Source organism: Plantactinospora sp. CNZ321 (genome assembly GCF_004217235.1).
The window spans coordinates 7,539,475-7,562,652 of the sequence record NZ_SHKQ01000001.1 but is presented as its reverse complement, the minus strand read 5'-3'; the positions used below and the strand labels follow the sequence as shown (position 1 = coordinate 7,562,652).

The window sequence follows — 23,178 nt, the reverse complement described above, 5'->3', positions numbered from 1 at the left end:
AGTCATGGCACTGCTTGATGTGCAGGATCTCTCCGTCACGTTCCGTCAGCGCGGAAAGCGTACGGTGCGGGCGGTCGACGGGGTCTCGTTCTCGGTGAACGCGGGCGAGGTCGTCGGCCTGGTCGGCGAGTCCGGCTGCGGCAAGAGCGTGACCTCGCTGGCGCTGATGGGTCTGCTGCCCCAGCAGCCCGGGATCTCGGTGCAGGGCCGGGCCGACTTCGACGGTACCGACCTGCTTCGGGTCGACCGGCGGGCGATGCGGGACATCCGGGGCCGGGACATCGCGATGATCTTCCAGGACCCGCTCTCCTCGCTCAACCCGGTCATCCCGATCGGCCGGCAGGTGACCGAGGTGCTGGCCCGGCACCGTGGGCTCGGCGGCGACGCGGCTCGCAAGGAGGCCGCCGACCTGCTGGACCGGGTCGGCATCCCGGACCCGAAGCGGCGGCTCAGGGAATATCCGCACCAGCTCTCCGGCGGGATGCGCCAGCGGGCGCTGATCGCGATCGCGGTGGCCTGCCGTCCCCGGCTGCTGATCGCCGACGAGCCCACCACGGCGCTGGACGTGACCATCCAGGCACAGATCCTGGAACTGCTCAAGGACCTGGTACGCGACTCCGGCACCGCCCTGGTGATGATCACCCACGACCTGGGTGTGGTCGCCGGGATGTGTGACACCGTGAACGTGCTCTACGCCGGCCGGGTGGTGGAGACCGCCCGCCGCAAGCCGCTGTTCACCAAGCCGAGGCACCCGTACACGGTGGGGCTGCTCAGGTCGATTCCGCGCCTGGACGTGGGCCGGGGCGAGCGGCTTTCCCCGATCCCCGGCTCGGTCCGGGACGTACTGCCCTGGGCCGACGGGTGCGCCTTCGCGCCCCGCTGCGACCGGCAGGTGGAGGCGTGTCTCGGCCAGCCGCCGCAGCTCGCGCTGACCCACACCGACCGGACGTACCGGTGCGTCAACCCGGTGCCGCCGGCCGGCGCGGGGCCGGCCGGACCCGCTTCGGCGGCCGCCGCGGAGCCGGCGGTGGCCGGAGTCGTTCCGGCGCAGGCGACGGTGCCCGGGGAACGGCCGGTGGAAGAGCGGGCGGAGCTGCCCGCTCCGGGCGAGGAGGAGTCGGCATGACCGACGTGCAGGCCACCGGGAAGTCCGGAAACCTGGTCGAGGTCCGGGATCTCAAGGTGCACTTCCCGATCACCCGGGGAGTGCTCTTCGACCGGGTCGTCGGGCATGTCAAGGCGGTGGACGGGGTCGACCTGTCCATTCCGCGCGGCAAGACGTACGGGCTGGTCGGCGAGTCCGGCTGCGGCAAGTCGACGCTCGGCCGGGCACTGCTCCAGTTGACCCGACCGACCGGCGGGCAGGTGAACTTCGACGGCGTCGAGCTGACCAGGCTGCCGCCGAACCGGCTCCGGACGATGCGCCGCCGGATGCAGATGATCTTCCAGGACCCGATGTCCAGTCTGGACCCCCGGCAGAATGTCGAGTCCATCCTGGTCGAGGGCTTGCAGGCGCACGGGATCGGTGCCGACCGGGCGGCCCGGCGGGACATCATCACCAAGACCCTGGACGCGGTCGGGCTGCCGAAGTGGGCGCTGTCCCGCTATCCGCACGAGTTCTCCGGCGGGCAGCGGCAGCGCATCGGCATCGCCCGGGCGCTGGTGCTCGGCCCCGAACTGATCGTCGCCGACGAGCCGGTCTCCGCGCTGGACGTGTCGATCCAGGCCCAGGTGGTGAACCTCCTCGACGAACTCCAGGACGAGCTGGGGCTGACCTACCTGGTGATCGCGCACGACCTGGCGGTGGTGCGGCACATCTCCGACGTGGTCGGCGTGATGTATCTCGGTGCGCTGGTGGAGGAGGCGCCGAGCGACCGGCTCTACCGGGAGCCGCTGCACCCGTACACCCGGGCGCTGATGTCGGCGGTGCCGGTGCCGGACCCGGACCTGGAGGACCGTCGGGAGCGGATCCTGCTCGCCGGCGACCTGCCCTCGCCGGCCAACCCGCCGGCCGGCTGCCGCTTCCACACCCGCTGCCCCTGGGCGCAGCCGACCCGGTGTGCCGACGAGCGGCCGGCGCTACGCGAGATCGGCGAGAGCCGGGTGGCCTGCCACTGGGCGGAGCAGATCGCCAGCGGCGAGATCCGACCGCACAGCGTGAGCGTGCAGATCGTCCGGCCGGAGGACGAGGGCGAGGCGCCCGGCGTCGTCTCCGCGCCGAGCGAGCCGGGCTCGTTCGTCTAGGTGGCCTCCGGGCGGCGGGACGAGTTCCTCGCCCGCCGCCGATGCGGTCAGCTCCGCTGCCGGTGTCGCGTCGATGCGGCAGCAGCCCCGGTCAGTTCCCGGGTGCGGAGCCGTGGTGCGCGTGGTCGGCAACGGCGATCGTCCGTGGTACCTGAGCCTCGGTGCCGGGTTCGACGATGACGAACTGCCCCATCATGCCGGAGTCCTCGTGCCGGAGGATGTGGCAGTGGTACATGTAGGGCGTACTCGGGTCGGTGTGCTGACCGAACTGGACGGCGAGCCGTACCTTGCTCTTTCCCGGCACGTACACGGTGTCCTTCGGGCCGCTGGCGTAGGCCGGTGGCGGCCCGCCGTTCACGTCCAGGACCCGGAACGCGACCTCGTGGATGTGGAAGTTGTGCGCGTAGACGTTGTTCTCGATCTCCCAGATCTCCCGGGCGCCGGCCGGCACCACCTCGTCGATGCGGGACATGTCCATCTCCTTGCCGTTGATGGCGTCATGGCCGTTGAGCCGGAATCGTCGAACCCGGGCGTCGGCGGGTACCTCGACCCGGTTCTCCGCCAACCGGGCGGGTAGCGCGGGCGAGGCCGCCAACCGTGGCGCGGCGACGATCTTCAGCACGTCGAAGTCGCCGGCGTCGATGTCCGCGGACCCGCCGACGCTGGAGAGCACCACCTGCTCGCCGGCGGAGAACCGTACGACGATCTCGATCCGTTCGCCGGGGGTCAGCGACACCTGGTCGACCTCGACCGGGGCTTCGAGCAGGCCGGCGTCGTTGCCGACGACGTGGAACCGGCGGCGGTCGGTGAACCTGACGTGGTACATCCGGGCGTTCGAGCCGTTGAGGATGCGGAACCGCACCAGTTCGGTGCTGACCTCCAGGTAGGGGTCGTAGGTCCCGTTGACCAGGATGTGGTTGCCGAGGATGCCGAAGGTCCCCTTCAGCGGATCGCCGTCCAGGGAGCCGTCCGGGGTGAAACGCTTGTCCTGGAGGATCAGCGGGACGTCGTCGACCCCGTACGTCTCCGGCAGCGGCGGGCCGCCCGGCTCGTCGAGGATGAACATCCCGGCCAGTCCCCGATAGACCTGCATGGCCGTGGACCCGTGCACGTGCGGGTGGTACCAGGAGGTGGCGGCCGGCTGGTCGATCGTCCACTGCGGGGTCCAGGTCGCACCCGGAGCGATCGGCTGGTGCGGTCCACCGTCCATTTTGGCGGGCAGCCGCATCCCGTGCCAGTGCACGGTGCTCAGCTCGCCCAACCGGTTGGTCACCGCCATCCGTACCGTCTCGCCACGCCGGGCCCGGATCGTCGGGCCGAGGTGCGGTCCGTTGAAGCCCCAGGTGGCGGTCGGTTTGCCGGGCAGCAGCTCGCTCTGGCCGCGTTGCATGGCCAACTCGAACCGCCGCACCCCTGCGGCGTCGACGGTCGACTTGGCCAACGGCGGGATGCGTAGCCGGTTCCCGAACGTCAACGTGCCCTGCGGGCGGAGGTCGTCCGTCCGGGCGCCGGAGCCACAGGCGGTCGCGAGGGCGGGCAGGGCGGCTAGCAGGAGAAACTTTCTGCGGTGCATAAGGTGATCATGCTTTGTCGGTCGAGGTTGCGGATCAGGAGGATCACCCCAACCGCAGCTAGGGGGAAGTCAGGGTGTCGGCCGTACGGTGTGCCGCCGGGTCCTCGGCCGGACCCGGCGGCACACCGGCCGAAGGTCAGGCCTCCGTGTGGGCCTCAACCGGCACGTTGTCGGTCGGGTCGTCGAGCCAGATCGGGCGCCAGTCGGCCAGCTCGTGGTAGCGGCGCAGCTCGGCGAGGCCACTGAGCCATCCGGCCCAGGCCGCGTACGGCGGCTGGTCGAAGCCGCTCTGCACGAAGGAGAGCTTGGTCTTTCCGCCGCTGCCCTCCAGCTCCCAGCTCACCACCCCGGCCGGCCCCCAGTCGACGGTCATCGCCTTGCCGGGGGTGAGATCCAGCACCTTCGCCGGGTTGGGGTTGTTGTCGAAGCCGCCCATCGCGTAGCGGCCGCCGACGAAGGGCTCGATCCCGATCGGGTAGCCGAACCACTCGCTGGCCTTGGCCGAGTCGGTCAGCGACTCGTAGAGCTCCTCGGGGGAGGCGTCGATGACGATCTCCTCACGGAGCGTCGCCGAGGTGAAGTCGGTCTTCGGGGTGAGCGGCCGTCCCTCGACGTGGTCGACGAGGTTGGCGATCGCCAGCGCCCAGTACGTCTGGAGCACGCCCCGGATGCTCGCGCCGGTGATCACGTCCTGGAAGCTCCAGTGGGTCTGCGAGAGCGAGATGACGGTGGAGTCGGGGCTCTCCTCGGTCAGGGTGATCTCGGTGGTGGTCTCCTCGCCGTCCAGCAGCCAGCTGAACCGGAGGCTGTGCTCGCCGACGTGGCGCAGCCGTTGGTGCGGCGCGTCGCCCTCGGGCACCTGTGGGCCCCAGAACTCGTAACGGTGTGGCAGCTCCACCTCTGCCTGGTCGGCGAGCCAGACGCGCAGCTCGGCGGCGTCGGTGAGGGCGTGCCAGACGTTCTTGATCGGCGCGGCGGCGCGAGCGCGAAGCGTCAGTGGTGCGGTCATTCGGTGCCTCCGTGTGGGTAGCAGGCGACGGCGAGCTTGAAGGCGTCGCCCTCGGCTCCGCCGTAGCGGGTGAACAGCTCTTGCAGTGCGGCCTGTAGGTCGGCGAGGAACTGTTGGCGTTGTTCCGCCGGCACCCGGATCTCGCCGGAGACGCCGATCGACGGCAGCTCCGGTGCGGTCCGGTCGAGGGCGGCGATGTCGGCCTGGACCTCCTCCATCAGGTTGAGCAGGTAGCCGAGGCTCATCTCGTCCTGCGCCTTGCGCAGCCCGAGCCGGCCGACCAGCCGAGGGGAGAGCCAGTACGACCGGGCGCTGGCCCGGTAGATGCCCTCGGCGATGCCCCGCACCCTGCGCTCGGAGACCTGGTCGACGAGGCCGGCCTCGACCAGGCGCTTGACGTGGTAGTAGACCCGCTGCGGGGTCTGGCCGAGTTGGGTCGCCACCTCGGTGCAGGTGCGCGGCTCGGCCAGTTGGCGCAGCACCTCGATGCGCTGCGGTTTGAGCAGGGTCTCGGCCTGCTCGATCTGCTCCAGGTACATCACGTCTCTCATAACAAAAACAATCCTGTACGTAAAAACTGATTTTGTCAATCGGCCACGCGAGAGCCGATCGGGTCCGATCGTGGAGGCGGAGCGTCTGCTCGTGGAAGCGGAGGTCAGCCCTCGGGACGGTTCAACAGGCCGACCGCGACGGTGTGCACCGCGGCCAGGTCAGCCGGGTCGGAGAGCGCCGCCCGCCCACCGGTGACCGCGTACCACTCGTCGGCGTCCTTGTACTGCACCCGCAGGACGGCGTCCTTCCCGTCCAGCTCGGTGCGGAGCGTCAGCTCGCCGGTGATCACCCCGACCTCGTCGGTCATCACCCCACCGGGGCCCGCGGTGATGTCGGTGGTCTGCGCGGCGCTTTCCGTCCCGGCCATCAGCAGCTCCCCAGCATGTCGTCGAGCGCACCCTTCTCGGCCGAGGTCACCGAGAGCCGCCAGTAGTGCTTGACCGCGATCCAGTCCTCCGCGTACCGACACCAGTCGCCCCGGTTCGGCGGCTTCCACTGCGACGGGTCCTGGTCGCCCTTCGACCGGTTGGAACTCGCCGATACCGCGAACAACTGCGGCCGGTCCAGGTCGTTGGCGAAGTCGCCCCGCTTGTCGTCGTCCCACTCGTCGGCACCGGAACGCCAGGCGTTGGCCAGCGGCACCATGTGGTCGATGTCCACCGCGGAGGGGTCGGCGAGGGTCCGCTTGTCGTACCGGCTCGACCAGCGGCCCCCGACCACGTTGCAGCCGGAGAGCTTGATGCCGGTGCCGTCCCGCTGGAGCACGGTGTCCCGGACGTCGCAGTTCTTGCCGGCATGCCGCCAGTGCGGGAATCGCTCCCGGCTGTAGCCCCGCATCGAGCCGGCACTGGCCACGGTGAGCTGGTCCAGCTGGGCGTGGGCGTCGGTCGGTCCGGTCGGCTCCGGCGCCGGGCTCTCGACCGGGGCGCAGGCGGCGGCCACGAGCAGGCCGGCGAGCACGGCCGCAGTTCCCGACCGTGCTAGTGATCTGGTACGGATGAACGGCACGTTCCCAGCTCGCGAGGTCTAGACCGGTCCGAGGGGCGACCGGCAGAGGTTCCGGCGTTTCGCGGCATCCTACGACACAGGCAGGAAGATTGACACCGTGAGCGATTCGTCAGCACCGTTGCGGATGTCCAGCACGGCCGGTCGAGGCACCCTGCTCGCCGCCGTCGTCGCCTCCGGCATGGTCTTCCTGGACGCCACCGTGGTCAACGTGGCCCTCCCGCACCTCGGCGCCGAACTGCGGGCCAGCACCGCCGGCCTACAGTGGACGCTCAACGGCTACCTGCTGACGCTGGCCGCGTTCGTACTGCTCGGCGGGGCGCTCGGCGACCGGGTCGGGCGGCGCAGGGTCTTCCTCGCCGGCGTGCTGGCGTTCACCGCCGCCTCCGTACTCTGCGGCGCGGCGCAGAGCATCGAGTGGCTGATCGTCGCCCGTTTCCTCCAGGGACTCGGCGGCGCGCTGCTGACCCCCGGCTCGCTCGCCCTGCTCCAGGCCAGCTTCCACCCGGACGAGCGGGGTCGGGTGATCGGCGCCTGGTCCGGCCTGGCCGGTGTGTCGACCGCGCTCGGCCCCTTCCTCGGCGGTTGGCTGATCGACGCGCTCTCCTGGCGGGCGATCTTCTTCCTCAACCTGCCACTCGCGGTGATCGTGATCGTCGCCGCGCTGCGCTGGACCCCGGAGAGCAGGGCCGACGGCGCGGCGGCAGCCCGGTTCGACGTGGCCGGCTCGCTGCTCGGCGCGCTCGGCCTGGCCGGCGTCACGTACGCGCTGATCGAGGCGGAGCAGCGCGGACCCGGCTCCGCACCTGTGGTCGGCGCGGCGGTACTCGGAGTCGCCGCCGCCGTCGCGTTCGTGCTGCTCGAACGGCATCGGGGCGAGCGGGCGATGCTGCCGCCGACCCTCTTCGTCAGCCGGCTCTTCGGGGTGCTCAACGTCTACACCGTGCTGGTCTACGCCGCGCTGACCGGACTCACCTTCTTCTTCTCCGTCTATCTCCAGAACGTCGTCGGCTACTCCGCCCTGGAGACCGGCCTGGCCACCCTGCCGATGACGATCCTGCTGCTGGTCGGCTCGGCACGCTCCGGCGCGCTCGCCTCGAAGATCGGGCCCCGGCCACAGCTCACCGTCGGCCCGCTGGTCGCCGCCGCCGGGCTGTTCCTGCTGCACGGGGTGAGCCGGGGCGACTCGTACTGGACCGACGTCCTGCCCGGGATCACCCTCTTCGGGCTCGGCATGACCCTGGTGGTGGCCCCGCTGACCGCCTCCGTGCTCGCCGCCGCCCCCGACCGGCTGGCCGGCGCGGCGAGCGGCTTCAACAACGCCGCGTCCCGGGTCGGCGGGCTGCTCGCCGTCTCCGGGCTGCCCCTGGTGGTGGGGCTCTCCGGTGGCGGGTACGAGCGCTCCGACCAGCTCACCCCGGCGTACCGGCAGGCGGTGCTCTGGTCCGCCGGGCTGATGCTGCTCGGCGCGCTGATCGCCGCCGTACTGGTGCACCGGCCGGAGCGGGAGCCGAAGAAGTCCCGCCCCTGCCCGTCCCTGCCGCCGCCCCCGACCCACCAGCACGAACCGGACCGGGATACCGGCCGGGCACGGGCGGAACAGCACCGCTCGTAGCGGTGCCGACAGGCGTGCCGGACGGGTCGGGCACGGCGACGGCGGTGCGCCGGTTCGTGCGGGTCGGCCGGGATCGCCGATCCGGCCCGCACGAACGGCTGCTCACTGGAGGACGTGGCTCGGCTTAAGCCGGCTCGGCCCGCTCAGCGCAGGGCGCGGTTGACGGCGCTGGTCACCGCCCGGACCGAGGCGGTCACGATGTTGGCGTCCAGACCCACGCCCCAGACCGTACGACCGTCGACCTCGCACTCCACGTACGCGGCGGCCTGGGCGTCGCCGCCCGAGGACATCGCGTGCTCGTGGTAGTCGAGGACCCGGACCTGGACGTCGAGCGCCTGCAACGCGCTGACGTACGCGTCGATCGGGCCGTTACCGGTTGCCGAGAGCGGCCGGCTGTCGCCACCGAACCGGGCGTCGACCTCGATGTCGACCTTTCCGTCGGTGGTGCCGATGGTGTAGCCCTGCACCTGGACCGCCGGCTCCCGCTGCTGGTCCATCAGGTATTCCTCGGCGAAGAGCTGCCACATCCGGCCCGGCTCCACCTCGCCGCCGTCGTCGTCGGTGACCCGCTGCACCACGCCGGAGAACTCGATCTGGAGCCGCCGGGGCAGGTCCAGGTGGTGCTCCGTCTTCATGACGTACGCCACGCCGCCCTTGCCGGACTGCGAGTTGACCCGGATCACCGCCTCGTAGCTGCGGCCGAGGTCCTTCGGGTCGATCGGCAGGTAGGGCACCGCCCAGCCGAACTGGTCGATCGGCACCCCGGCCGCCTGCGCGTCGGCGGCCAGCGCGTCGAAGCCCTTGTTGATCGCGTCCTGGTGCGAGCCGGAGAAGGCGGTGTAGACGAGGTCACCCGCGTACGGGTGCCGCTCGTGCACCGGCAACTGGTTGCAGTACTCGACAGCCCGCTTGATCTCGTCGATGTTGGAGAAGTCGATCTGCGGGTCGACGCCCTGGGAGAAGAGGTTCAGCCCCAGCGTGACCAGGTCGACGTTGCCGGTGCGCTCGCCGTTGCCGAAGAGGCAGCCCTCGACCCGGTCCGCCCCGGCCAGCAGGCCCAACTCGGCGGCGGCGACGCCGGTGCCCCGGTCGTTGTGCGGGTGCAGGGAGAGGATGACGCTGTCGCGGCGGGGCAGGTTCCGGTGCATCCACTCGATCGAGTCGGCGTAGACGTTCGGGGTGGCCATCTCGACGGTCGCCGGCAGGTTGATGATCAGTGGCCGGTCCGGGGTCGGGTCGATGACCTCGATCACCGCCGCGCAGACCTCCAGGGCGTAGTCCAGCTCCGTCCCGGTGTAGGACTCTGGCGAGTACTCGTAGAAGACGTCGGTGTCCGGGGCGTGGATCTCGTGGTACTTCTGGCACAGCCGGGCGCCGGAGGTGGCGATGTCGGTGATCCCGGCCCTGTCCAGGCCGAAGACCACCCGGCGCTGGAGCGTCGAGGTCGAGTTGTAGAAGTGCACGATCGCGCGCCTCGCACCCCGGATCGCCTCGAAGGTGCGGTCGATCAGGTGCTCCCGGCACTGGGTCAGCACCTGGATGGTGACGTCCTCCGGGATCAGGTCCTGCTCGATCAACTGCCGGACGAAGTCGAAGTCGGTCTGGCTGGCCGACGGGAAGCCGACCTCGATCTCCTTGTAGCCCATCTGCACCAGGAGCTGGAACATCCGCCGCTTGCGTTCCGGCGACATCGGGTCGATCAGGGCCTGGTTGCCGTCGCGCAGGTCGACCGCGCACCATCGGGGCGCCGTCTCGATCCGCCGGGTGGGCCACTGCCGGTCGGGCAGGTCGATTGCGAACTGCTGGTGGTAGGGCTGGTAACGCCGGTACGGCATGCGGCTGGGCCGCTGCCGGGCTATCGGATCAGCGTCGGTGGTGGTGCCGGCAGGTTGTGCCATGACAGGAAGCTCCCGTGGTCATGTGGCGTGAACGCCGAGTGTCAGATCGAGATTTCGGATCTTCGTGCCGGATCCGGGCCTGGTCGCGGGCCGGATCCCGGTGTCAGATCTTTCGAAGAGGCTGACCGGGACGGGGCCCGGCCGAGATGCAGGACGGCGCGCTTCAACTCCGCGACGAGGTGCCGGCCTGGGAAGCCTCGTCGCGGCGGCGAAGGAGCAGGGCCTGCCACATGACAAAGTCACCTTAAGTGCTCGACGAGCGATCGGGTAAGCGTAGTCCGCAATCTGGGAGCCGCCCAGGTGGCGACGGGGGTGGGCGGGGTCAGCGGAGCAGCAACTCGGCCAGCGGGCGACGCTGGCGCAGGCCGATCTCCCGCGCCCGCAGGTCCTCCGGCAGCGAGTAGGGGTCACCGAGCCGGCCCACCGCGACCACCACGTGTGGGCGTACCCCGGACGAGAGGTCCAGGTCGGCGTGGAGCCCGGCGGCGTCGAACCCGGAGATCTGCCGCACGTAGAGCCGCAGCGCGGTGGCCTGGACCGTGAGATGCGCCACCGCCTGGCCCAGGTCGTACGCGGCGTGCGGCAGCGGCCCGCCGTTTGGCCCGGTGGTGGTGTGCGCGCCGAGCAGCAGCGCCGAGGCCCGGCTGGCCCACCGCTGGTTACCGGCGGAGAGGTTGGTCAGGATCCGCTTGAATGCCTCGTCGTCGCGGCGACCGACCAGGAAGCGCCAGGGCTGGGTGTTGTCGGCGGACGGCGCCCAGCGGGCCGCCTCGAGCAGCGACGCGACCTCGGCGTCGGTGAGGTCGGCGACCGGGTCGAAGGCGTGCGGGCTCCACCGGGTCGCCAGAATCGGGGAGAGCTGGGACATGGTGCCGAGTGTGCCGTATCAGGCACTCTGTCCCCACACTGGGGTCACCCGACGTGACGAAGCGCACCCATAACGTGAAGGAGGCTCATTCGCCGTCTGAGCCGTCGGGCGGCGGTGCGGCGATCGGTAACGGCTCCCGGTCGACCAGCGGACCGGGCAGCGCGACGGTGGCCGGGGCGGCGGTCGGCGTACCGGCCAGGGTCAGGGTGCCGGCGGGCAGCCGGGCCGCCGTGAGGGTGCCGTCCTGGGCATAGCAGTAGATGCCCGGGTCCAGCTGCGGGCTGACCGACGCCGAGGTCGACTCGACGGCGAAACACCTGCCCCGGGCGCCCGGCAGGGCGGCGGCGGAGACCGCGAGCGGGGCCTGCCGGTCGGTGAGCACCGCCGGCCAGTCGGTGAACGGGTGCCGCATCCGGGGGTCGATGCCGGGGTCGAGGGGTTGGTCGGGCCCGGCCACCCGTACGCAGCCCGACTCCGGTCGCTCCGCCGAGGGGAGCGCGCACTGGAACATTCCGGCACGATTCTGGACAACTGAGACGTCGGCGCTGCCGCCGAGCGCGCCACCCGGGATGTCCACCCGCCAGGAGCGGTCGGCCGCCCGGACCACCGAGATCGACCGGTCCGGTTCGCCGGCTGCGCTGAGCGTGTACACGGCCGTCAGCTGGCGGTCCTGTGCGGCGGCGGCGAGCGCGGCGAGCTGGTCCCGGGCCTCGGCCGGCTGGCTCGCCGCCGGAGCGGGACTGGTCGCGGCCGGCGCGGGGGTCTCGGCGCCGCAGCCGGCCAGCAGCGCCGTGCCGGCCAGCAGGAGTGCGCCGAGCAGGGGGGCTACGCCGGGATGCACCCCGCCATTCTCGGGGTATACCGCTGGAACGGGTGATCAGTCCAGCTACTCTCGCGTGTCGCGCCGGGTCGGATGGTGGGAACGTCTGGTCGGCGCGACGGCGCCGGCCGGTACTCTGAGTTGGTCTCACACGGCGCCGCCGGTCTCGACCCGGCGGCGTCGGCACGCTCAGGGTCGTGCGCCTCGTCCGGCCCGGGATTCGCTTGGCCCATCGGGAAGGAGTGCACCGTCGTGGCACTGGTCGTGCAGAAATACGGCGGATCGTCGGTCGCCAACGCCGAGCGGATCAAACGGGTGGCCGAGCGGATCATCGCCGCCCGCAAGGCCGGCGACGACGTGGTGGTCGTGGTGAGCGCGATGGGCGACACCACCGACGAGCTGCTCGACCTCGCCAACCAGGTCAGTCCGCTACCGCCCGGACGCGAACTCGACATGCTGCTCACCGCCGGTGAACGCATCTCGATGGCACTGGTGGCGATGGCGATACACAACCTGGGCTACGAGGCGCGGTCCTACACCGGATCCCAGGCGGGCGTGCTGACCACCTCGGTGCACGGCCGGGCCCGGATCATCGACGTCACGCCCGGCCGGCTGCGCTCGGCGCTCAACGAGGGTGCGGTGGTGATCGTCGCTGGCTTCCAGGGCGTCTCCCAGGACACCAAGGACATAACGACGCTGGGTCGGGGCGGCTCGGACACCACCGCGGTGGCCCTGGCGGCGGCGCTGGAGGCGGACGTCTGCGAGATCTACACGGACGTCGACGGGATCTTCACCGCCGACCCGCGGATCGTGCCGAACGCCCGGCACATCAGGATCCTCACCTACGAGGAGATGCTCGAACTGGCCGCCTGCGGCGCGAAAGTGCTGCACCTGCGGAGCGTGGAGTACGCCCGGAGGGCCGGGTTGCCGATCCGGGTACGTTCGTCATACTCGACCAACACCGGCACGTTGGTGACCGGATCGACGGAGGACCTACCCGTGGAGCAAGCACTTATCACCGGGGTCGCCCACGACCGGAGCGAGGCGAAGATCACGGCGGTCGGCGTACCGGACGAGCCGGGAGCGGCGGCCCGGATCTTCGAGACCGTCGCGGGGGCCGAGATCAACCTCGACATGATCGTGCAGAACGTCTCGACCGAGGGCACCGGCCGGACCGACATCTCGTTCACCCTGCCCAAGTCCGACGGACCGACCGCGATGGCGGCGCTGAGCAAGGTGCAGGAGCAGGTCAAGTTCAAGGGCCTGCTCTACGACGACCATGTCGGCAAGGTGTCGCTGATCGGCGCCGGCATGCGTTCGCACCCGGGTGTGGCGGCCAGCTTCTTCGCCGCGCTGGCCGAGGCCGGGGTGAACATCGAGATGATCTCCACGTCCGAGATCCGGGTCTCGGTCGTCTGCCGGGACACCGACCTCGACATCGCGGTCCGGGCCGTGCACGAGGCCTTCGACCTGGGCGGCAGCGAGGAAGCGGTGGTCTACGCCGGGACCGGGAGGTAGTCCGATGGCGACGCTCCCCACACTCGCGGTGGTCGGGGCAACCGGTGCGGTCGGCACGGTCATGTGCGACCTGCTCTCCTCCCGGAAGAACGTCTGGGGTGAGATCCGGCTGATCGCCTCGGCGCGCTCCGCCGGGCAGACCCGGCTGTGCCGGGGCGAGGAGCTGACCGTACAGGAGTTGACCGCCGAGGCGTTCGACGGCGTGGACGTGGCCATGTTCGACGTACCGGACGAGGTCTCCGCGCGGTGGGCGCCGGTCGCGGTCTCCCGGGGCGCGGTGGCGGTGGACAACTCCGCCGCGTTCCGCGGCGACAGGGACGTGCCGCTGGTCGTACCGGAGATCAACCCGGAGCAGGTACGCAACCGTCCCAAGGGCATCATCGCGAACGCCAACTGCACCACCCTGACGATGATCGTCGCGGTCGCGCCGCTGCACCGCGAGTACGGGCTGCGTGAGCTGGTGCTCTCGTCGTACCAGGCGGTCTCCGGGACCGGGCAGGTCGGGGTGGACACCCTGCACGACCAGCTCTCCAAGATCGCCGGTGACCGGGTGCTCGGCTCCCGACCGGGCAACGTGCGGCAGGCAATCGGCGACGACCTCGGCCCGTTCCCGGCCCCGATGGCGCTCAACGTGGTGCCCTGGGCCGGGTCGCTGCGGGACGGCGGCTGGTCGTCCGAGGAGCTGAAGCTGCGCAACGAGTCGCGCAAGATCCTCGGTCTGCCCGACCTGAAGGTCTCCGCCACCTGCGTACGGGTGCCGGTGGTCACCGGACACTCGGTCGCCGTACACGCGGTCTTCGGCACCGAGGTGGACGCGGAGGGCGCCCGGGAGGCGCTGCGCAACGCCCCCGGGGTGATCCTGGTCGACGACCCGGCGACCGGCGAGTTCCCGATGCCTATCGACGCGGTCGGCACCGACCCGTCCTGGGTGGGCCGGATCCGCCGCTCGGTCGACGACCCCCGCGCCCTCGACCTCTTCGTGACCGGCGACAACCTGCGCAAGGGCGCCGCCCTCAACACCGCGCAGATCGCCGAACTCCTCTCCGCCGAGTTCTCCGCCGCCGCCCGCTGAGCGGCGGTGTCAGACACCGGCCAGGCGTACGCCGTCGCGGCCGTTCCGTTTGACGCCGTAGAGGGCCTCGTCGGCGCGGCGCAGGGTCAGGTCGGGTGGCTCGCCGTACCGCTGCACGGCCACCCCGATGCTGACCGTCCGGCCGGTACCCCGGGCCGCCTCCACCAGGCGTTGGGCGATCCCGACCGCCTCCTCCGGGCGGACCACCTCGACCACGGCCACGAACTCGTCACCGCCGATCCGGTACAGCTCGTCGCCGTGCCGCAGCGCGCCTTCGAGGGCCCGGGCGAGATCGACCAGTACCTGGTCGCCGACCTGGTGGCCGTAGGTGTCGTTGACGGTCTTGAAGTTGTCGACGTCGATCGCGAGCAGCGCCGTCCGGCCCGGGTGCGACCCGGCGATCCGCTCGCCGAACGACCCCTGGTGCCGCAGCCCGGTCAGCGGGTCGGAGCTGGCCCGCTCGCGCAACCGCGCCAACCCGTTCAGGCGTTCCAGGCAGATCCACGACTGGGCGCCGAGCAGCTCGATCAGGTTGACGGTGGTCGGGTCGGGGCGCAGCGTACGGGTGTCGCCGACCAGCAGCACCCCGCAGAACTCGGTGGGGCCGAGCGGTACCGAGATCAGGGTGCGTACCCCGGCGGCGATCAGCACGTCCTGGTCCGGCGTGGTCGGGTGGTTTCCCTCGCCGAGCGTGTAGGAGGCACCGTAGGTGTGCGCGTGCGCCCGGAGCCGTTCCAGCACCGGTCGGCCGGCGCCGGCCAGCGCGGCATGCACCCGGGACTCAAGAGCGTCGGGTACCAGGTCCGGCGTCGCCACCCGAGGCCCGGCCGGCCCGTCCAGCACGAAGACCGCCGAGCTGAGCCCGGAGACGTCCCGGGCCGCGGAGACGGCGGCGGTCATCAGCTCGGCCTCGGTGGCGGCGGAGGTCAGCGCGGAGGCGTGCCGGAGCAGCTTCTCGCTCCGGGTCTCGGCGGGCGGGCCGCCGAGCTGCCCGATCCTGCCGCCGAGCAGGGCGGCGACCTGCTCGGCGGTGCGCCGCCAGGCGTCCAGGTCGACGTCGACGGTCGGCCACTCCAGATCCAGTACCCCGATCGGCTGCCCCGCCAGGTCGAGGATCGGGGCGCAGATCTCCGCCCGTACGTCGGGTCGCAGCGGCACGTAGTCGGGTTCGTTCGTCACCTCTGGCACGGTTTCGGTCTTGCCGGAGGCGTACACCCGGCCGACCGTTCCGGTGTCGGTCGGTACCGAGGCGAAGACCTGCCACGATCCGGTCGCGGCGACACAGCGGAGCCGGTCGCGGACCCAGAGCAGCACCGCGATCCGTCCCGGCATGTGCTTGCCCAGCGTGACCACCGTCACCTGAGCCGCCTCGACGGCGGTGGACGCCGTGCGCAGCCGGGTGGTCACGTCGCTGACGACGCGGGAGTGGTCGAGGGACACCGTTTCCGATCCGGGGAGGAGGGGTTCGAGGGGTCCGACCAAGATTACTCAGGGTATTGAGAATCTGCCGGGTGTGAGTGATCTCCGCCTCCCCGGACGCCTCGGATCAGTTGATCAGCGCCAGGGCCGCCTCGCGGAGCGGCGCCGATGCGTTCGCCGGGGAGCCGGCGTGGAACGGCGGGTCCGGGTCGTACTCGATGGCGAGCTGGACGGCGTGCGCGGTCGGCACGTCGGTCGCCTCGGCCAGCAGGGTCAGCGCCATGTCGACGCCGGCCGAGACGCCGGCCGCGGTGATGATCCGGCCGTCCCGGACCACCCGCTCCCGGACCGGCTCGGCGTCGAAGGCCCGCAGCTGGTCGAGCCAGCCCCAGTGGCTCGTCGCCCGCCGCCCGCCCAGTAGCCCGGCCGCGCCGAGCAGGAACGAGCCGGAACAGACCGAGGTGGTCCACCGGGTGTACTGGTGGGCGAGGGCGATCCAGCCGACCAGTGCCGCGTCGGCGAGCGCGGCCCGGGTGCCGGGCCCGCCCGGTACGACGATCACGTCCGGGCGGGACAGCTCGGCGTAGCCGGCCGTGGCGGTGATCGACATCGCGCCCCGGTCGTCGACGACCGGGCCGGGTTCGGCGGCGACCATGGTCACGGTGACGCCGGGAGCGAAGGCCAGCACCGTGTACGGCCCGACGACGTCGAGGGCGGTGAATCGCGGATAGAGCGGGATGGCGACGTGCATGCTCGGTTCCTCCTTGCCGGAACGGGCGGGATCGGCTGCGCGGTACGGGGCCCGGCAGATGTCGGGACGTGCGTGATCGGCTCCGGTGCGGCGGTTGCCGGCGACTGCCGGAGGTGTGGGAGGGTCGGTGGATGTGCCGGCCGGTCAGGCCTGTTTCGACCGGAAACGGCGGCGGTAGTCGCCCGGCGCGACCCGCCAGTGCCGGCGGAAGACGCGGTAGAGGGTTTCGGCGGCGCCGAGACCGGACTCCCGGGCCACCCGGTCCAGCGGGTGGCCGGTGTGTTCCAGCAGCCGGCGGGCGGCGTCGGCCCGGCTGCGTTCGACGTACCGGCCCGGGGAGACGCCGGTCTGCTCGGTGAAGAGCCGGGAGAAGTGCCGCTCGCTCATTCCGGCCCGGCGGGCGAGCGCCGGCACGCTGAGATCCTCGGTCGGGTTGGCGTCGATGAAGGTCTGGAGTTCGCGCAGCGGTTCGCTGCGTGGCACCGCCGCCCGCATCGCCGTGCTGAACTGGCTCTGGCCGCCCGGCCGGTGCAGGTAGACCACCAGGCCCCGGGCGACGTACCGGGCGAGTTCGTGCCCGTGGTCCGCGGCCACCAGCGCGAGTGCGAGGTCGATGCCGGCGGTCACCCCGGCCGAGGTCCAGACGTGTCCGTCCCGGATGTAGATCCGGTCGGCGTCCACCTCCACCGCCGGATAGCGATCGCCCAGTTCCTGGGCGGCCAGCCAGTGTGTGGTGGCGCGCCGACCGTCGAGCAACCCGGCCTCGCCGAGCAGGAGCGCGCCGTTGCAGACCGAGCCGACCCGTTCGGCGATGCCGGCGAGTCGGCGGATCCCGGCGACCAGCTGCCGGTCGGTGAGGTGCGCCGACGCGGCGAGCCCACCGGCGACGAGCAGCGTGTCGATCGGCCCGGTGACCTGGTCCAGGGCCAGGGGTGCCAGAGTGCTGATCCCGTTGCCCGCCGTCACCGGGCCCGGGCGTACCGCCGCGACCTCGATCCGGTAGCCCCGGGGATCGCCGACGATCAGGCTCGCCAGCGCGAAGACGTCGGCCGGGCCGGTGAGGTCGAGGTTCTGGAACCCCTCGTAGATCAGTGTCACCACCCGTCGCCGCATGTGTTCATGCTGCTCGCGGCGGCGCTGTGGCGTCAACGACACAGGTATTGCAGATTACGCCAGCGGATCGGCCCGGTCGCTTCGTGCGGCCCCGAGTGGCTCGGGCCGGTCACCGGCGGCGGCCCGGCGCTCGGCCAACACGCCGAACGGACCGGGGAAGCACGCACGGTGCTTGGCTAAGATCGTCGACAATCCACGTGATCATGATGGCGGGAAGTCGGCGGACGGAGAGCCCGACATGGCGAGGTTGCCCGACGAGGTGGTGGCCGCGATCGGCCGGATCACGATTGCCGCCGGGGACCTGGAACTCATCCTGGCCTGGATCGGCGCCGACCAGGCCGGCGGCAACGCGTTCGAGGTGCTGGCCCGGCCCGGCGAACCGGTACGCGCCGCCCGGGGCTCGGTCGAGTTCGCCACCCCGGCGTACCGGCAGGCGTACCTCCCGGTGGTCGAGATCGCCGCGAAACTGCTCGCCAAGCGACACGCGGTGGTCTCCGCGATGTGGGTCAGCGAGGCTCCGGACGAGTCCGTGCAGCGCTGGGAACTGCTCGACGACAAGACCCACGTACGCCAGCTCGTCGACCCCCGGGCCCTGGACGAGCTGTCCCGGCAACTGCTGGAGGCGCGCAACCGGCTGGTGGCGATCGTGACCGCCCAGCTCAACAACGACCCGGTACCCGCCTCCTGACACTGGACGGAGCCGGACCGGCGCGGACAGGGAATCGGGCGGCAGGTCCTCGACCACGTGATCGGCTGGGCCCGCGAGCGTGCGCTCCGGGTCGACCTGTGGGTCGCCGACGACAATCCCGGCGCCCGGCGCCTCTACGAGTGCCACGGCTTCCGCCCGGACGGCCGGACCGAGCCGATCCGGGAGGGCAGCGAGGCCACCATGAGCCACCTGGTGCTGCCCGGCTGACCCGCCCCGGACGGAACATCCATTCTGGCCGGCCCCGTCCCGTTCGGGCAGACGTGAAATCGGGCGGGTGGTCGGCCGGAGCGCGATGCCTATCCATCGTGGAACGATGGTGGTGTGTGGCGGGGTGGCTCGACGAGCGTCGATCTGGTGGTCGGGGAGGGGTCCCGAACCGGCCGGGTTAGGTTCCGGGAACCGCACCGCCCCGTCGACGCTCGGTGGTGGCTCGTCCACCTCGACCGCCGGCACGACCGAGGCCAGCTTGCGACGTTGCCGCTCGCCGCCGGTCGATCGAACCCCGTGACGGGAGGGGACCAGGATGGATCTCGTGACGCAGGCCGGGCTGGACCGCGAGCCGGCGGAGCGGTCCTATGACCCGCTGGCCACCGCCCTCGGCAACGCCTCCCTGATCGGCGTCGGCTACCTGATGCTCGGGCGGATCAGGCTGGCCGTGGCCGCGACGCTGGTCAGCGTCGTACTCGTCGCCTCCCTCGTCTGGGGTGCGCGATCGGGGTGGGCCGAGATCGTCGTACTCCTCTGGTGGGTGGCTCTGGTCGGGCACGCGTGGCTCCTGGCGGGCGGGCGGCAGCCGGGGGCCGTGCAGCGTGACCAGCGACTGGTCGCGCTCGCCGTCACGGTTCCGGTGCTGCTCGCCGTGGGGTTCCTGCGGTTCGACGCGGCGGGGATCGAGCGGACCGTCACCGAGGCCCGGGGCAGCGGCGACTGCGCTCGGGCGTTGACCGCGCTGGACCGGGTGTCGTTCGGCCACCGGGTCGCCGACGCTCCGCTGACGGTTCGTGGCGAGCGGAGTGTGGAAGCCTGTCAACGGCTGCGGGCCGCCGAGCAGAGGCTCGCCAGCGGGTTGACCGGGGACCCCGACGGGCTGAAGGCGGGCTTCGACGAACTCGGCGCGGTCCTCGTGGACCTGCCGGGTCACGAGAAGATGGTCGACGCGACCCTGGACAGGTTCCTCGGTGAGCTGCCGACCGACGACCCGTGCCGGACCGCCACGGTCACCGACTGGCTTCGCCAGCGGCCGGCGACCAACAACGCGCTGGACCGGGCCACCGAGGTGGTGGCGCGGACCGCACCGGCGGCGCTGGTCGACTGTGCCGACGGCCTGATGGCCGGCAGCGAGTGGGAGGCGGCGCGGACGCGCTACCAGCAGCTTCTCGACCAGTATCCCGGCCAGGAACTGACAGCCAGGGCTACCGAGGGAGTCAAGCGGGCCGGCCTGGCCATCGAGCTGGCGAACGTCCGCAGCCTGCTCGACGGGCCTGCCAGCAGCCGACCCGCGTACTGCACCAAGCCGGCGCCGTACAGTGCCGCCACCCCGTACACCAAGGGGAGGACCAACCGGGCCCTGTTCTACGGCGACGACGAGTACACGAAGAAGCTTCCCGCCACCTGGCGGGCCGCCGACGTCACCGCTGCGGTGCTGATCGTCTGCGTGGGCCGAAAGGAGTATGGCACCACCGTCCGGACCTGCCCGTACGAGAACAAGATCTCCAAGCGGTTCCCGACGTACGTGGCGTTCCGCAAGATCGCGATTCCCGTGCAGGCCTACGAACTCCGGACCGGAAAGCTCGTGTTCAACAGCAAGGTGCAGATCAGCGGCGCAAGCTGCCCGAGGATCCTCAGATACACCCGCTACGGCAGCCTGATCGATCTCGGCCCGCCGTCCGAGGTGTACGTCACCGCGTCCAACGCCAACGTCCGCGCCGCCTTCCAATCGCTGATCACCCGGGGTTGACGGCCGGCGACGGATCGGTTTTCGGAGTGGGCTGGGGGCCGGTGCTATCCGGCGTCCAGGCGTCTGCGGGCCAGCAGGTAGCCCTGTGAGGTCCGCTCCCGCTCGCCCTCTGCCGCGCGGACGGCCTGCACCCGGACGTCGAAACCTGCCTTGTCCAGCAGATCGGCGACCTCCTCGGGTTGTTGGCGGTAGAAGTCGAGCGAGATCGTCAGGTCGTCCACCCCGTCGTAGTGCTTAAGGTCATCACCGATCTGGAAGGCGAGCATGAGCTGCCCGCCCGGGGCCAGCGTTCGATGGAACTCCGCGAACACCTGGGGGCGGTATTCCCAGGGAACGTGGATGATCGAATAGTTGGCGAGGAGGCCGCCGAGGGAGCCATCGGGGATGTCCAGAGCCAGCATCGATCCCACCTCGAACCGCAGGCCGGGGTAGGCCTGTCGGGCGAGCGCGATCATCTCGGGGGACAGGTCGACACCGAACGCCTTGAGGTCGAGCTCGTGCAGGGCGTTCGTCAACCGACCGGGACCGCAGCCGATGTCGGCGACCGTGCTGTTGCCGGTCGCCCGGACCCACTCGGCGAAGAGGGCCAACATGGCCCGGTCCACCGGCAGATTGGCCAGGTCGCTAGCGACGACGTCGAGGTGAGCGACGGTGAGCGCGTCGTAGGACTCGCGGGTGGTGCGCAGAAACGGTGCCTCGGTCATGGGCGGCAACCCTAGTACGGCTGAGGCCACCATCTCGTCCGCTGACCGGCGACGTGATCAGGGCGCGGGCAAGAGGTCGAGGGCAGCCAGCAGCATCGGGACGGCCAGTAGAATTCCGCCCAGCCCGAGGGGCGCGCCGAGCGCGCCGAGGACGGCAACGCCTTTCCGAAGCCCAGAGCGCCGCGAGTACGAAATCGCCAGGACACCGTAACCGGCTGCGAAGAGCAGGAAGAAGAGCACGTAACCGACTCCGGCCATATCGATCTGGTCGGCGGTGCCCGCCAGGCCCGAGGCCATGCCGACCGCTTGGATCACGCTGCCGAGGGCGTACACGCTGAGCATGGCAAACGCTCCCCACAGCAGCACGCCCAGCAGGGCCGGAGGAAGAAGCCTCGGGCGCTTGACGATCGACAGCAGTGCCAGCGTCGCGCCGATCACCTTCAGCACGGCGACGAGCCAGTTCATCACGGCGATCCCAGAGGCGTACTCGGCGTGGACCCCGTCGGCGAAGTGGTCGGTCATCTCGAAGTGGACGTTCACCGTCGCGAACCCGATGCAGAACAGGACCACCAGAGCACCTGTCACGGCGACGCCGACGCCGGGCGTGGCAGGGGCCTTGTCTCTAGCGGAAGCAACGGAAGCCATGCCGCCAGTCAACGCGCGTTCTTCAACCGAGTCCTCCCTCCCGAGAGGGGGATCGACCTGCGGACTAGCGCTGAAGTGGGAGCCGCGGCAGGCGCATCCAGTCACTGGATGTGCCTTCTGGGTTGGCCCGGCGGTCATGCGGGTACCGGATGTCGCGCCCCCGCATGACCGCCTGCTCCTCGTAGTCGCGGTAGCCGTTGTGGCCCCGCTCGGAGGAGGTCGGTCCCGCCTGCTTGTAGCGCGCGGGGCGCGGGCGGTCGTTCCGATCGCCTCGGCGAACCGCCGATCCGCGCACCAATCCCCCGAGACGTGGCCCTGTCACGTCACGACCGCTCCGCCATCGAAGGATCGCCCCAACCCCTCTTCGGCTCAACCTGTCGACCCACGCACCGTGGAGCGGGCCAGGGCCCGGGTGCCAAGGGTGGAGCGCCCTGCCGGACGTACGACCTTGGCGCCCTGGCCCTGGCCCGCTCGGCTCCGCCTGGGTCGTCGGTAGGCGGGATGGCTCTCCACCATCCCGGAGCCTGAGCGCTCCCGCCGGAGGCTCCTGCTTCTGGTGAGTCCGGCCGAAGGCCGGTCCTTCTGGTTCTTCTGCCCCGTGCTGCTGATCCTGGCGGCCCGGGGCTTCGTCGTGTTCCGCGCCGTCCGGCGGGGCTCTACCGTCGACGCCGGGAGTGAAGAGGTGTGGTGTGGCAGCGGGTAACGGCTCCACGGGAGCCAGTTGCCGCGCCGTGGCCCGCACTCGTGGAGCGCCTTGATCCTGTACTTGAAGACGCCCACAGCGTGGTAGCGGCATGACCGAACCATGTCAGCCCGAGCATCGGCCCTACGGAAAGGGCTCCCTGGCAGTCCAGGACACGAACCTTTGAAACAAGACCCTTGGGTCCGGTTCGGGCTGCGGGTTCAGCCTGTGGAGATCTTGCAGCGCCGACATGAGCTGTGCCGCCATGTAAACGGCCAAGCCGACGGGCGCGTCTTGGAATTCGGCTTTCAACAGCAGTCGCGCCATCCCGCATGGCCAGGGTTGCCCGGGGCAGCCAGAGCAGTGCCAGAGGGGTCGGCGGGGCTGGTGCGGTCTGAGTCGAAAAGGGGTGGGCCGTTCGTAGGGCGGTAACCCGTTCGGGGAGGTCATGCCCCTAACGGTGCCGGACCTATGGACTAGGGTCAAGGGATCGGGTCAACGAATACCTTCGGGTAGGTGGATGAGCCGGAACTCGTCGGGGCGCACGAGATCCGGGTCATGCTGGGCGGGATCAGCAAGCAACGCGTTCACGTGATCACGTCACACCGGAACTTCCCGGACCCGTATCAGGAGCTGATGATGGGCAAGGTCTGGCGGAAGTCGGATGTTGAGGCATGGATCAGGAAGTTCCGGCCAGACCTGGCGAGCCAGGTTCAGCAGAACGAGCCAGACGAGGAGTAGACCGCCGTTCCTAGACGACGGCGGTCACGTGTCGATCGATCTGGCGAGCGGCATCCTCGGGGTCGATCAAGAGGGTGTTGATGGTCAGGTCCGCGAGCCCGATGATCGCGGTTTCATCCCAGGCTTTCAGCCTTTCGGCGGTGTCTCCGGTGCCGCGTTCCTTGATCCGGATTTCGGCGATCTCGCGGGGCACCAGACGAAGACGACGCTCCAGCGGGTGTCGGGGATGGCGTTGGTAACGGCACCGATGCCCTCGGCCTGGCCGAGGTGGAGCACCGGGACG

23 protein-coding genes and 1 pseudogene are annotated in these 23,178 nt (G+C 70.8%); 10 read left to right on the top strand and 14 right to left on the bottom strand.

Translation table 11 applies throughout. The features are described 5' to 3' along the window. Nucleotides 1-4 precede the first annotated feature (4 nt). Complete coding sequence (locus EV371_RS32930) at nucleotides 5-1,126, top strand: ABC transporter ATP-binding protein (RefSeq protein WP_130465491.1); 1,122 nt, start codon at nucleotides 5-7, stop codon at nucleotides 1,124-1,126. Next, complete coding sequence (locus tag EV371_RS32925) at nucleotides 1,123-2,244, top strand: oligopeptide/dipeptide ABC transporter ATP-binding protein (RefSeq protein WP_130465490.1); 1,122 nt, start codon at nucleotides 1,123-1,125, stop codon at nucleotides 2,242-2,244. The genes EV371_RS32930 and EV371_RS32925 overlap by 4 nt, the downstream gene beginning before the upstream one ends. A 91-nt stretch (nucleotides 2,245-2,335) precedes the next feature. Here the strand turns inward: EV371_RS32925 and EV371_RS32920 are convergent, their stop codons facing one another. The 5 genes from EV371_RS32920 to EV371_RS32900 all read right to left on the bottom strand — a co-directional run bounded on the left by EV371_RS32920 (nucleotide 2,336) and on the right by EV371_RS32900 (nucleotide 6,386). Further along, nucleotides 2,336-3,817 (bottom strand): multicopper oxidase domain-containing protein, encoded by a 1,482-nt coding sequence (locus EV371_RS32920; protein WP_130465489.1) that lies wholly within the window; start codon nucleotides 3,815-3,817, stop codon nucleotides 2,336-2,338. Between the two features lie 136 nt (nucleotides 3,818-3,953). Then, nucleotides 3,954-4,826 (bottom strand): SRPBCC domain-containing protein, encoded by an 873-nt coding sequence (locus EV371_RS32915; protein WP_130465488.1) that lies wholly within the window; start codon nucleotides 4,824-4,826, stop codon nucleotides 3,954-3,956. Then, the gene (locus EV371_RS32910) at nucleotides 4,823-5,377 is read right to left on the bottom strand and encodes a winged helix-turn-helix domain-containing protein (RefSeq protein WP_130465487.1); all 555 of its coding nucleotides are present in this window, start codon (nucleotides 5,375-5,377) and stop codon (nucleotides 4,823-4,825) included. Before EV371_RS32910 ends, EV371_RS32915 begins: the two co-directional genes overlap by 4 nt. Nucleotides 5,378-5,481: 104 nt before the next feature. Then, nucleotides 5,482-5,850: a hypothetical protein gene (locus EV371_RS32905; RefSeq protein ID WP_486484998.1), complete on the bottom strand. Its 369-nt coding sequence runs from the start codon at nucleotides 5,848-5,850 to the stop codon at nucleotides 5,482-5,484. Then, nucleotides 5,745-6,386 carry an HNH endonuclease family protein gene (locus EV371_RS32900; protein WP_486484891.1) on the bottom strand — a complete coding sequence of 214 codons (642 nt, stop codon included), beginning with the start codon at nucleotides 6,384-6,386 and terminating at the stop codon, nucleotides 5,745-5,747. The genes EV371_RS32905 and EV371_RS32900 overlap by 106 nt, the downstream gene beginning before the upstream one ends. A 124-nt stretch (nucleotides 6,387-6,510) precedes the next feature. Between EV371_RS32900 and EV371_RS32895 the strand changes: the two genes are divergently transcribed. Continuing rightward, nucleotides 6,511-7,998: a DHA2 family efflux MFS transporter permease subunit gene (locus EV371_RS32895; protein ID WP_130466388.1), complete on the top strand. Its 1,488-nt coding sequence runs from the start codon at nucleotides 6,511-6,513 to the stop codon at nucleotides 7,996-7,998. 143 nt (nucleotides 7,999-8,141) lie between these two features. On the opposite strand, the gene leuA is transcribed toward EV371_RS32895, so the two are convergent. From leuA to EV371_RS32880, 3 genes are all read right to left on the bottom strand, one after another. Then, nucleotides 8,142-9,896 (bottom strand): 2-isopropylmalate synthase, encoded by a 1,755-nt coding sequence (gene leuA / locus EV371_RS32890; protein ID WP_130465485.1) that lies wholly within the window; start codon nucleotides 9,894-9,896, stop codon nucleotides 8,142-8,144. A gap of 322 nt (nucleotides 9,897-10,218) precedes the next feature. Beyond that, nucleotides 10,219-10,764 (bottom strand): nitroreductase family protein, encoded by a 546-nt coding sequence (locus EV371_RS32885; RefSeq protein WP_130465484.1) that lies wholly within the window; start codon nucleotides 10,762-10,764, stop codon nucleotides 10,219-10,221. An 85-nt stretch (nucleotides 10,765-10,849) separates the two neighbouring features. Continuing rightward, nucleotides 10,850-11,605 carry a hypothetical protein gene (locus tag EV371_RS32880; RefSeq protein ID WP_130465483.1) on the bottom strand — a complete coding sequence of 252 codons (756 nt, stop codon included), beginning with the start codon at nucleotides 11,603-11,605 and terminating at the stop codon, nucleotides 10,850-10,852. A gap of 231 nt (nucleotides 11,606-11,836) precedes the next feature. Between EV371_RS32880 and EV371_RS32875 the strand changes: the two genes are divergently transcribed. Continuing rightward, entirely contained in the window at nucleotides 11,837-13,102 is a 1,266-nt protein-coding gene (locus EV371_RS32875) for an aspartate kinase (protein ID WP_130465482.1), read from the top strand. Nucleotides 13,103-13,106: 4 nt separating this feature from the next. Continuing rightward, complete coding sequence (locus tag EV371_RS32870; RefSeq protein WP_130465481.1) at nucleotides 13,107-14,174, top strand: aspartate-semialdehyde dehydrogenase; 1,068 nt, start codon at nucleotides 13,107-13,109, stop codon at nucleotides 14,172-14,174. A 9-nt stretch (nucleotides 14,175-14,183) separates the two neighbouring features. On the opposite strand, the gene EV371_RS32865 is transcribed toward EV371_RS32870, so the two are convergent. The 3 genes from EV371_RS32865 to EV371_RS32855 all read right to left on the bottom strand — a co-directional run bounded on the left by EV371_RS32865 (nucleotide 14,184) and on the right by EV371_RS32855 (nucleotide 17,457). Further along, nucleotides 14,184-15,614 (bottom strand): sensor domain-containing diguanylate cyclase, encoded by a 1,431-nt coding sequence (locus EV371_RS32865; RefSeq protein WP_130465480.1) that lies wholly within the window; start codon nucleotides 15,612-15,614, stop codon nucleotides 14,184-14,186. A gap of 106 nt (nucleotides 15,615-15,720) precedes the next feature. Next, nucleotides 15,721-16,344 (bottom strand): DJ-1/PfpI family protein, encoded by a 624-nt coding sequence (locus tag EV371_RS32860; RefSeq protein ID WP_130465479.1) that lies wholly within the window; start codon nucleotides 16,342-16,344, stop codon nucleotides 15,721-15,723. Between the two features lie 144 nt (nucleotides 16,345-16,488). Beyond that, a complete protein-coding gene (locus EV371_RS32855) occupies nucleotides 16,489-17,457 on the bottom strand; it encodes a DJ-1/PfpI family protein (protein WP_130465478.1) in 969 nt (322 codons plus the stop codon). 238 nt (nucleotides 17,458-17,695) lie between these two features. Between EV371_RS32855 and EV371_RS32850 the strand changes: the two genes are divergently transcribed. From EV371_RS32850 to EV371_RS32840, 3 genes and pseudogenes are all read left to right on the top strand, one after another. Beyond that, on the top strand, nucleotides 17,696-18,145 hold the full coding sequence (locus EV371_RS32850; protein ID WP_130465477.1) for a hypothetical protein: 450 nt from the start codon (nucleotides 17,696-17,698) through the stop codon (nucleotides 18,143-18,145). A 15-nt stretch (nucleotides 18,146-18,160) separates the two neighbouring features. After that, nucleotides 18,161-18,373, top strand: a pseudogene (locus EV371_RS32845) (GNAT family N-acetyltransferase); the annotation flags it as partial. 316 nt (nucleotides 18,374-18,689) lie between these two features. Further along, entirely contained in the window at nucleotides 18,690-20,123 is a 1,434-nt protein-coding gene (locus tag EV371_RS32840; protein ID WP_130465475.1) for a hypothetical protein, read from the top strand. Nucleotides 20,124-20,167: 44 nt separating this feature from the next. Here the strand turns inward: EV371_RS32840 and EV371_RS32835 are convergent, their stop codons facing one another. Both EV371_RS32835 and EV371_RS32830 read right to left on the bottom strand, forming a co-directional pair. After that, entirely contained in the window at nucleotides 20,168-20,827 is a 660-nt protein-coding gene (locus tag EV371_RS32835; protein WP_130465474.1) for a class I SAM-dependent methyltransferase, read from the bottom strand. 57 nt (nucleotides 20,828-20,884) lie between these two features. Then, complete coding sequence (locus EV371_RS32830) at nucleotides 20,885-21,472, bottom strand: hypothetical protein (protein WP_130465473.1); 588 nt, start codon at nucleotides 21,470-21,472, stop codon at nucleotides 20,885-20,887. Between the two features lie 556 nt (nucleotides 21,473-22,028). Between EV371_RS32830 and EV371_RS33655 the strand changes: the two genes are divergently transcribed. Then, the gene (locus tag EV371_RS33655) at nucleotides 22,029-22,175 is read left to right on the top strand and encodes a hypothetical protein (RefSeq protein WP_165436895.1); all 147 of its coding nucleotides are present in this window, start codon (nucleotides 22,029-22,031) and stop codon (nucleotides 22,173-22,175) included. A 495-nt stretch (nucleotides 22,176-22,670) separates the two neighbouring features. Next, nucleotides 22,671-22,895: a hypothetical protein gene (locus EV371_RS32820; RefSeq protein ID WP_486484890.1), complete on the top strand. Its 225-nt coding sequence runs from the start codon at nucleotides 22,671-22,673 to the stop codon at nucleotides 22,893-22,895. Between the two features lie 10 nt (nucleotides 22,896-22,905). Here the strand turns inward: EV371_RS32820 and EV371_RS32815 are convergent, their stop codons facing one another. After that, a complete protein-coding gene (locus tag EV371_RS32815) occupies nucleotides 22,906-23,088 on the bottom strand; it encodes a hypothetical protein (protein ID WP_130465471.1) in 183 nt (60 codons plus the stop codon). Nucleotides 23,089-23,178 lie beyond the last annotated feature (90 nt).

What these genes read in the sequence shown, in the direction of transcription:
- EV371_RS32930 (WP_130465491.1), top strand. Translation starts at nt 5, where the DNA reads ATGGCACTGCTTGATGTGCAGGATCTCTCCGTCACGTTCCGTCAGCGC.
- EV371_RS32925 (WP_130465490.1), top strand. Translation starts at nt 1,123, where the DNA reads ATGACCGACGTGCAGGCCACCGGGAAGTCCGGAAACCTGGTCGAGGTC.
- EV371_RS32920 (WP_130465489.1), bottom strand. Translation starts at nt 3,817, where the DNA reads ATGCACCGCAGAAAGTTTCTCCTGCTAGCCGCCCTGCCCGCCCTCGCG.
- EV371_RS32915 (WP_130465488.1), bottom strand. Translation starts at nt 4,826, where the DNA reads ATGACCGCACCACTGACGCTTCGCGCTCGCGCCGCCGCGCCGATCAAG.
- EV371_RS32910 (WP_130465487.1), bottom strand. Translation starts at nt 5,377, where the DNA reads ATGAGAGACGTGATGTACCTGGAGCAGATCGAGCAGGCCGAGACCCTG.
- EV371_RS32895 (WP_130466388.1), top strand. Translation starts at nt 6,511, where the DNA reads ATGTCCAGCACGGCCGGTCGAGGCACCCTGCTCGCCGCCGTCGTCGCC.
- leuA (WP_130465485.1), bottom strand. Translation starts at nt 9,896, where the DNA reads ATGGCACAACCTGCCGGCACCACCACCGACGCTGATCCGATAGCCCGG.
- EV371_RS32885 (WP_130465484.1), bottom strand. Translation starts at nt 10,764, where the DNA reads ATGTCCCAGCTCTCCCCGATTCTGGCGACCCGGTGGAGCCCGCACGCC.
- EV371_RS32870 (WP_130465481.1), top strand. Translation starts at nt 13,107, where the DNA reads ATGGCGACGCTCCCCACACTCGCGGTGGTCGGGGCAACCGGTGCGGTC.
- EV371_RS32860 (WP_130465479.1), bottom strand. Translation starts at nt 16,344, where the DNA reads ATGCACGTCGCCATCCCGCTCTATCCGCGATTCACCGCCCTCGACGTC.
- EV371_RS32855 (WP_130465478.1), bottom strand. Translation starts at nt 17,457, where the DNA reads ATGCGGCGACGGGTGGTGACACTGATCTACGAGGGGTTCCAGAACCTC.
- EV371_RS32850 (WP_130465477.1), top strand. Translation starts at nt 17,696, where the DNA reads ATGGCGAGGTTGCCCGACGAGGTGGTGGCCGCGATCGGCCGGATCACG.
- EV371_RS32840 (WP_130465475.1), top strand. Translation starts at nt 18,690, where the DNA reads ATGGATCTCGTGACGCAGGCCGGGCTGGACCGCGAGCCGGCGGAGCGG.
- EV371_RS32835 (WP_130465474.1), bottom strand. Translation starts at nt 20,827, where the DNA reads ATGACCGAGGCACCGTTTCTGCGCACCACCCGCGAGTCCTACGACGCG.
- EV371_RS32830 (WP_130465473.1), bottom strand. Translation starts at nt 21,472, where the DNA reads ATGGCTTCCGTTGCTTCCGCTAGAGACAAGGCCCCTGCCACGCCCGGC.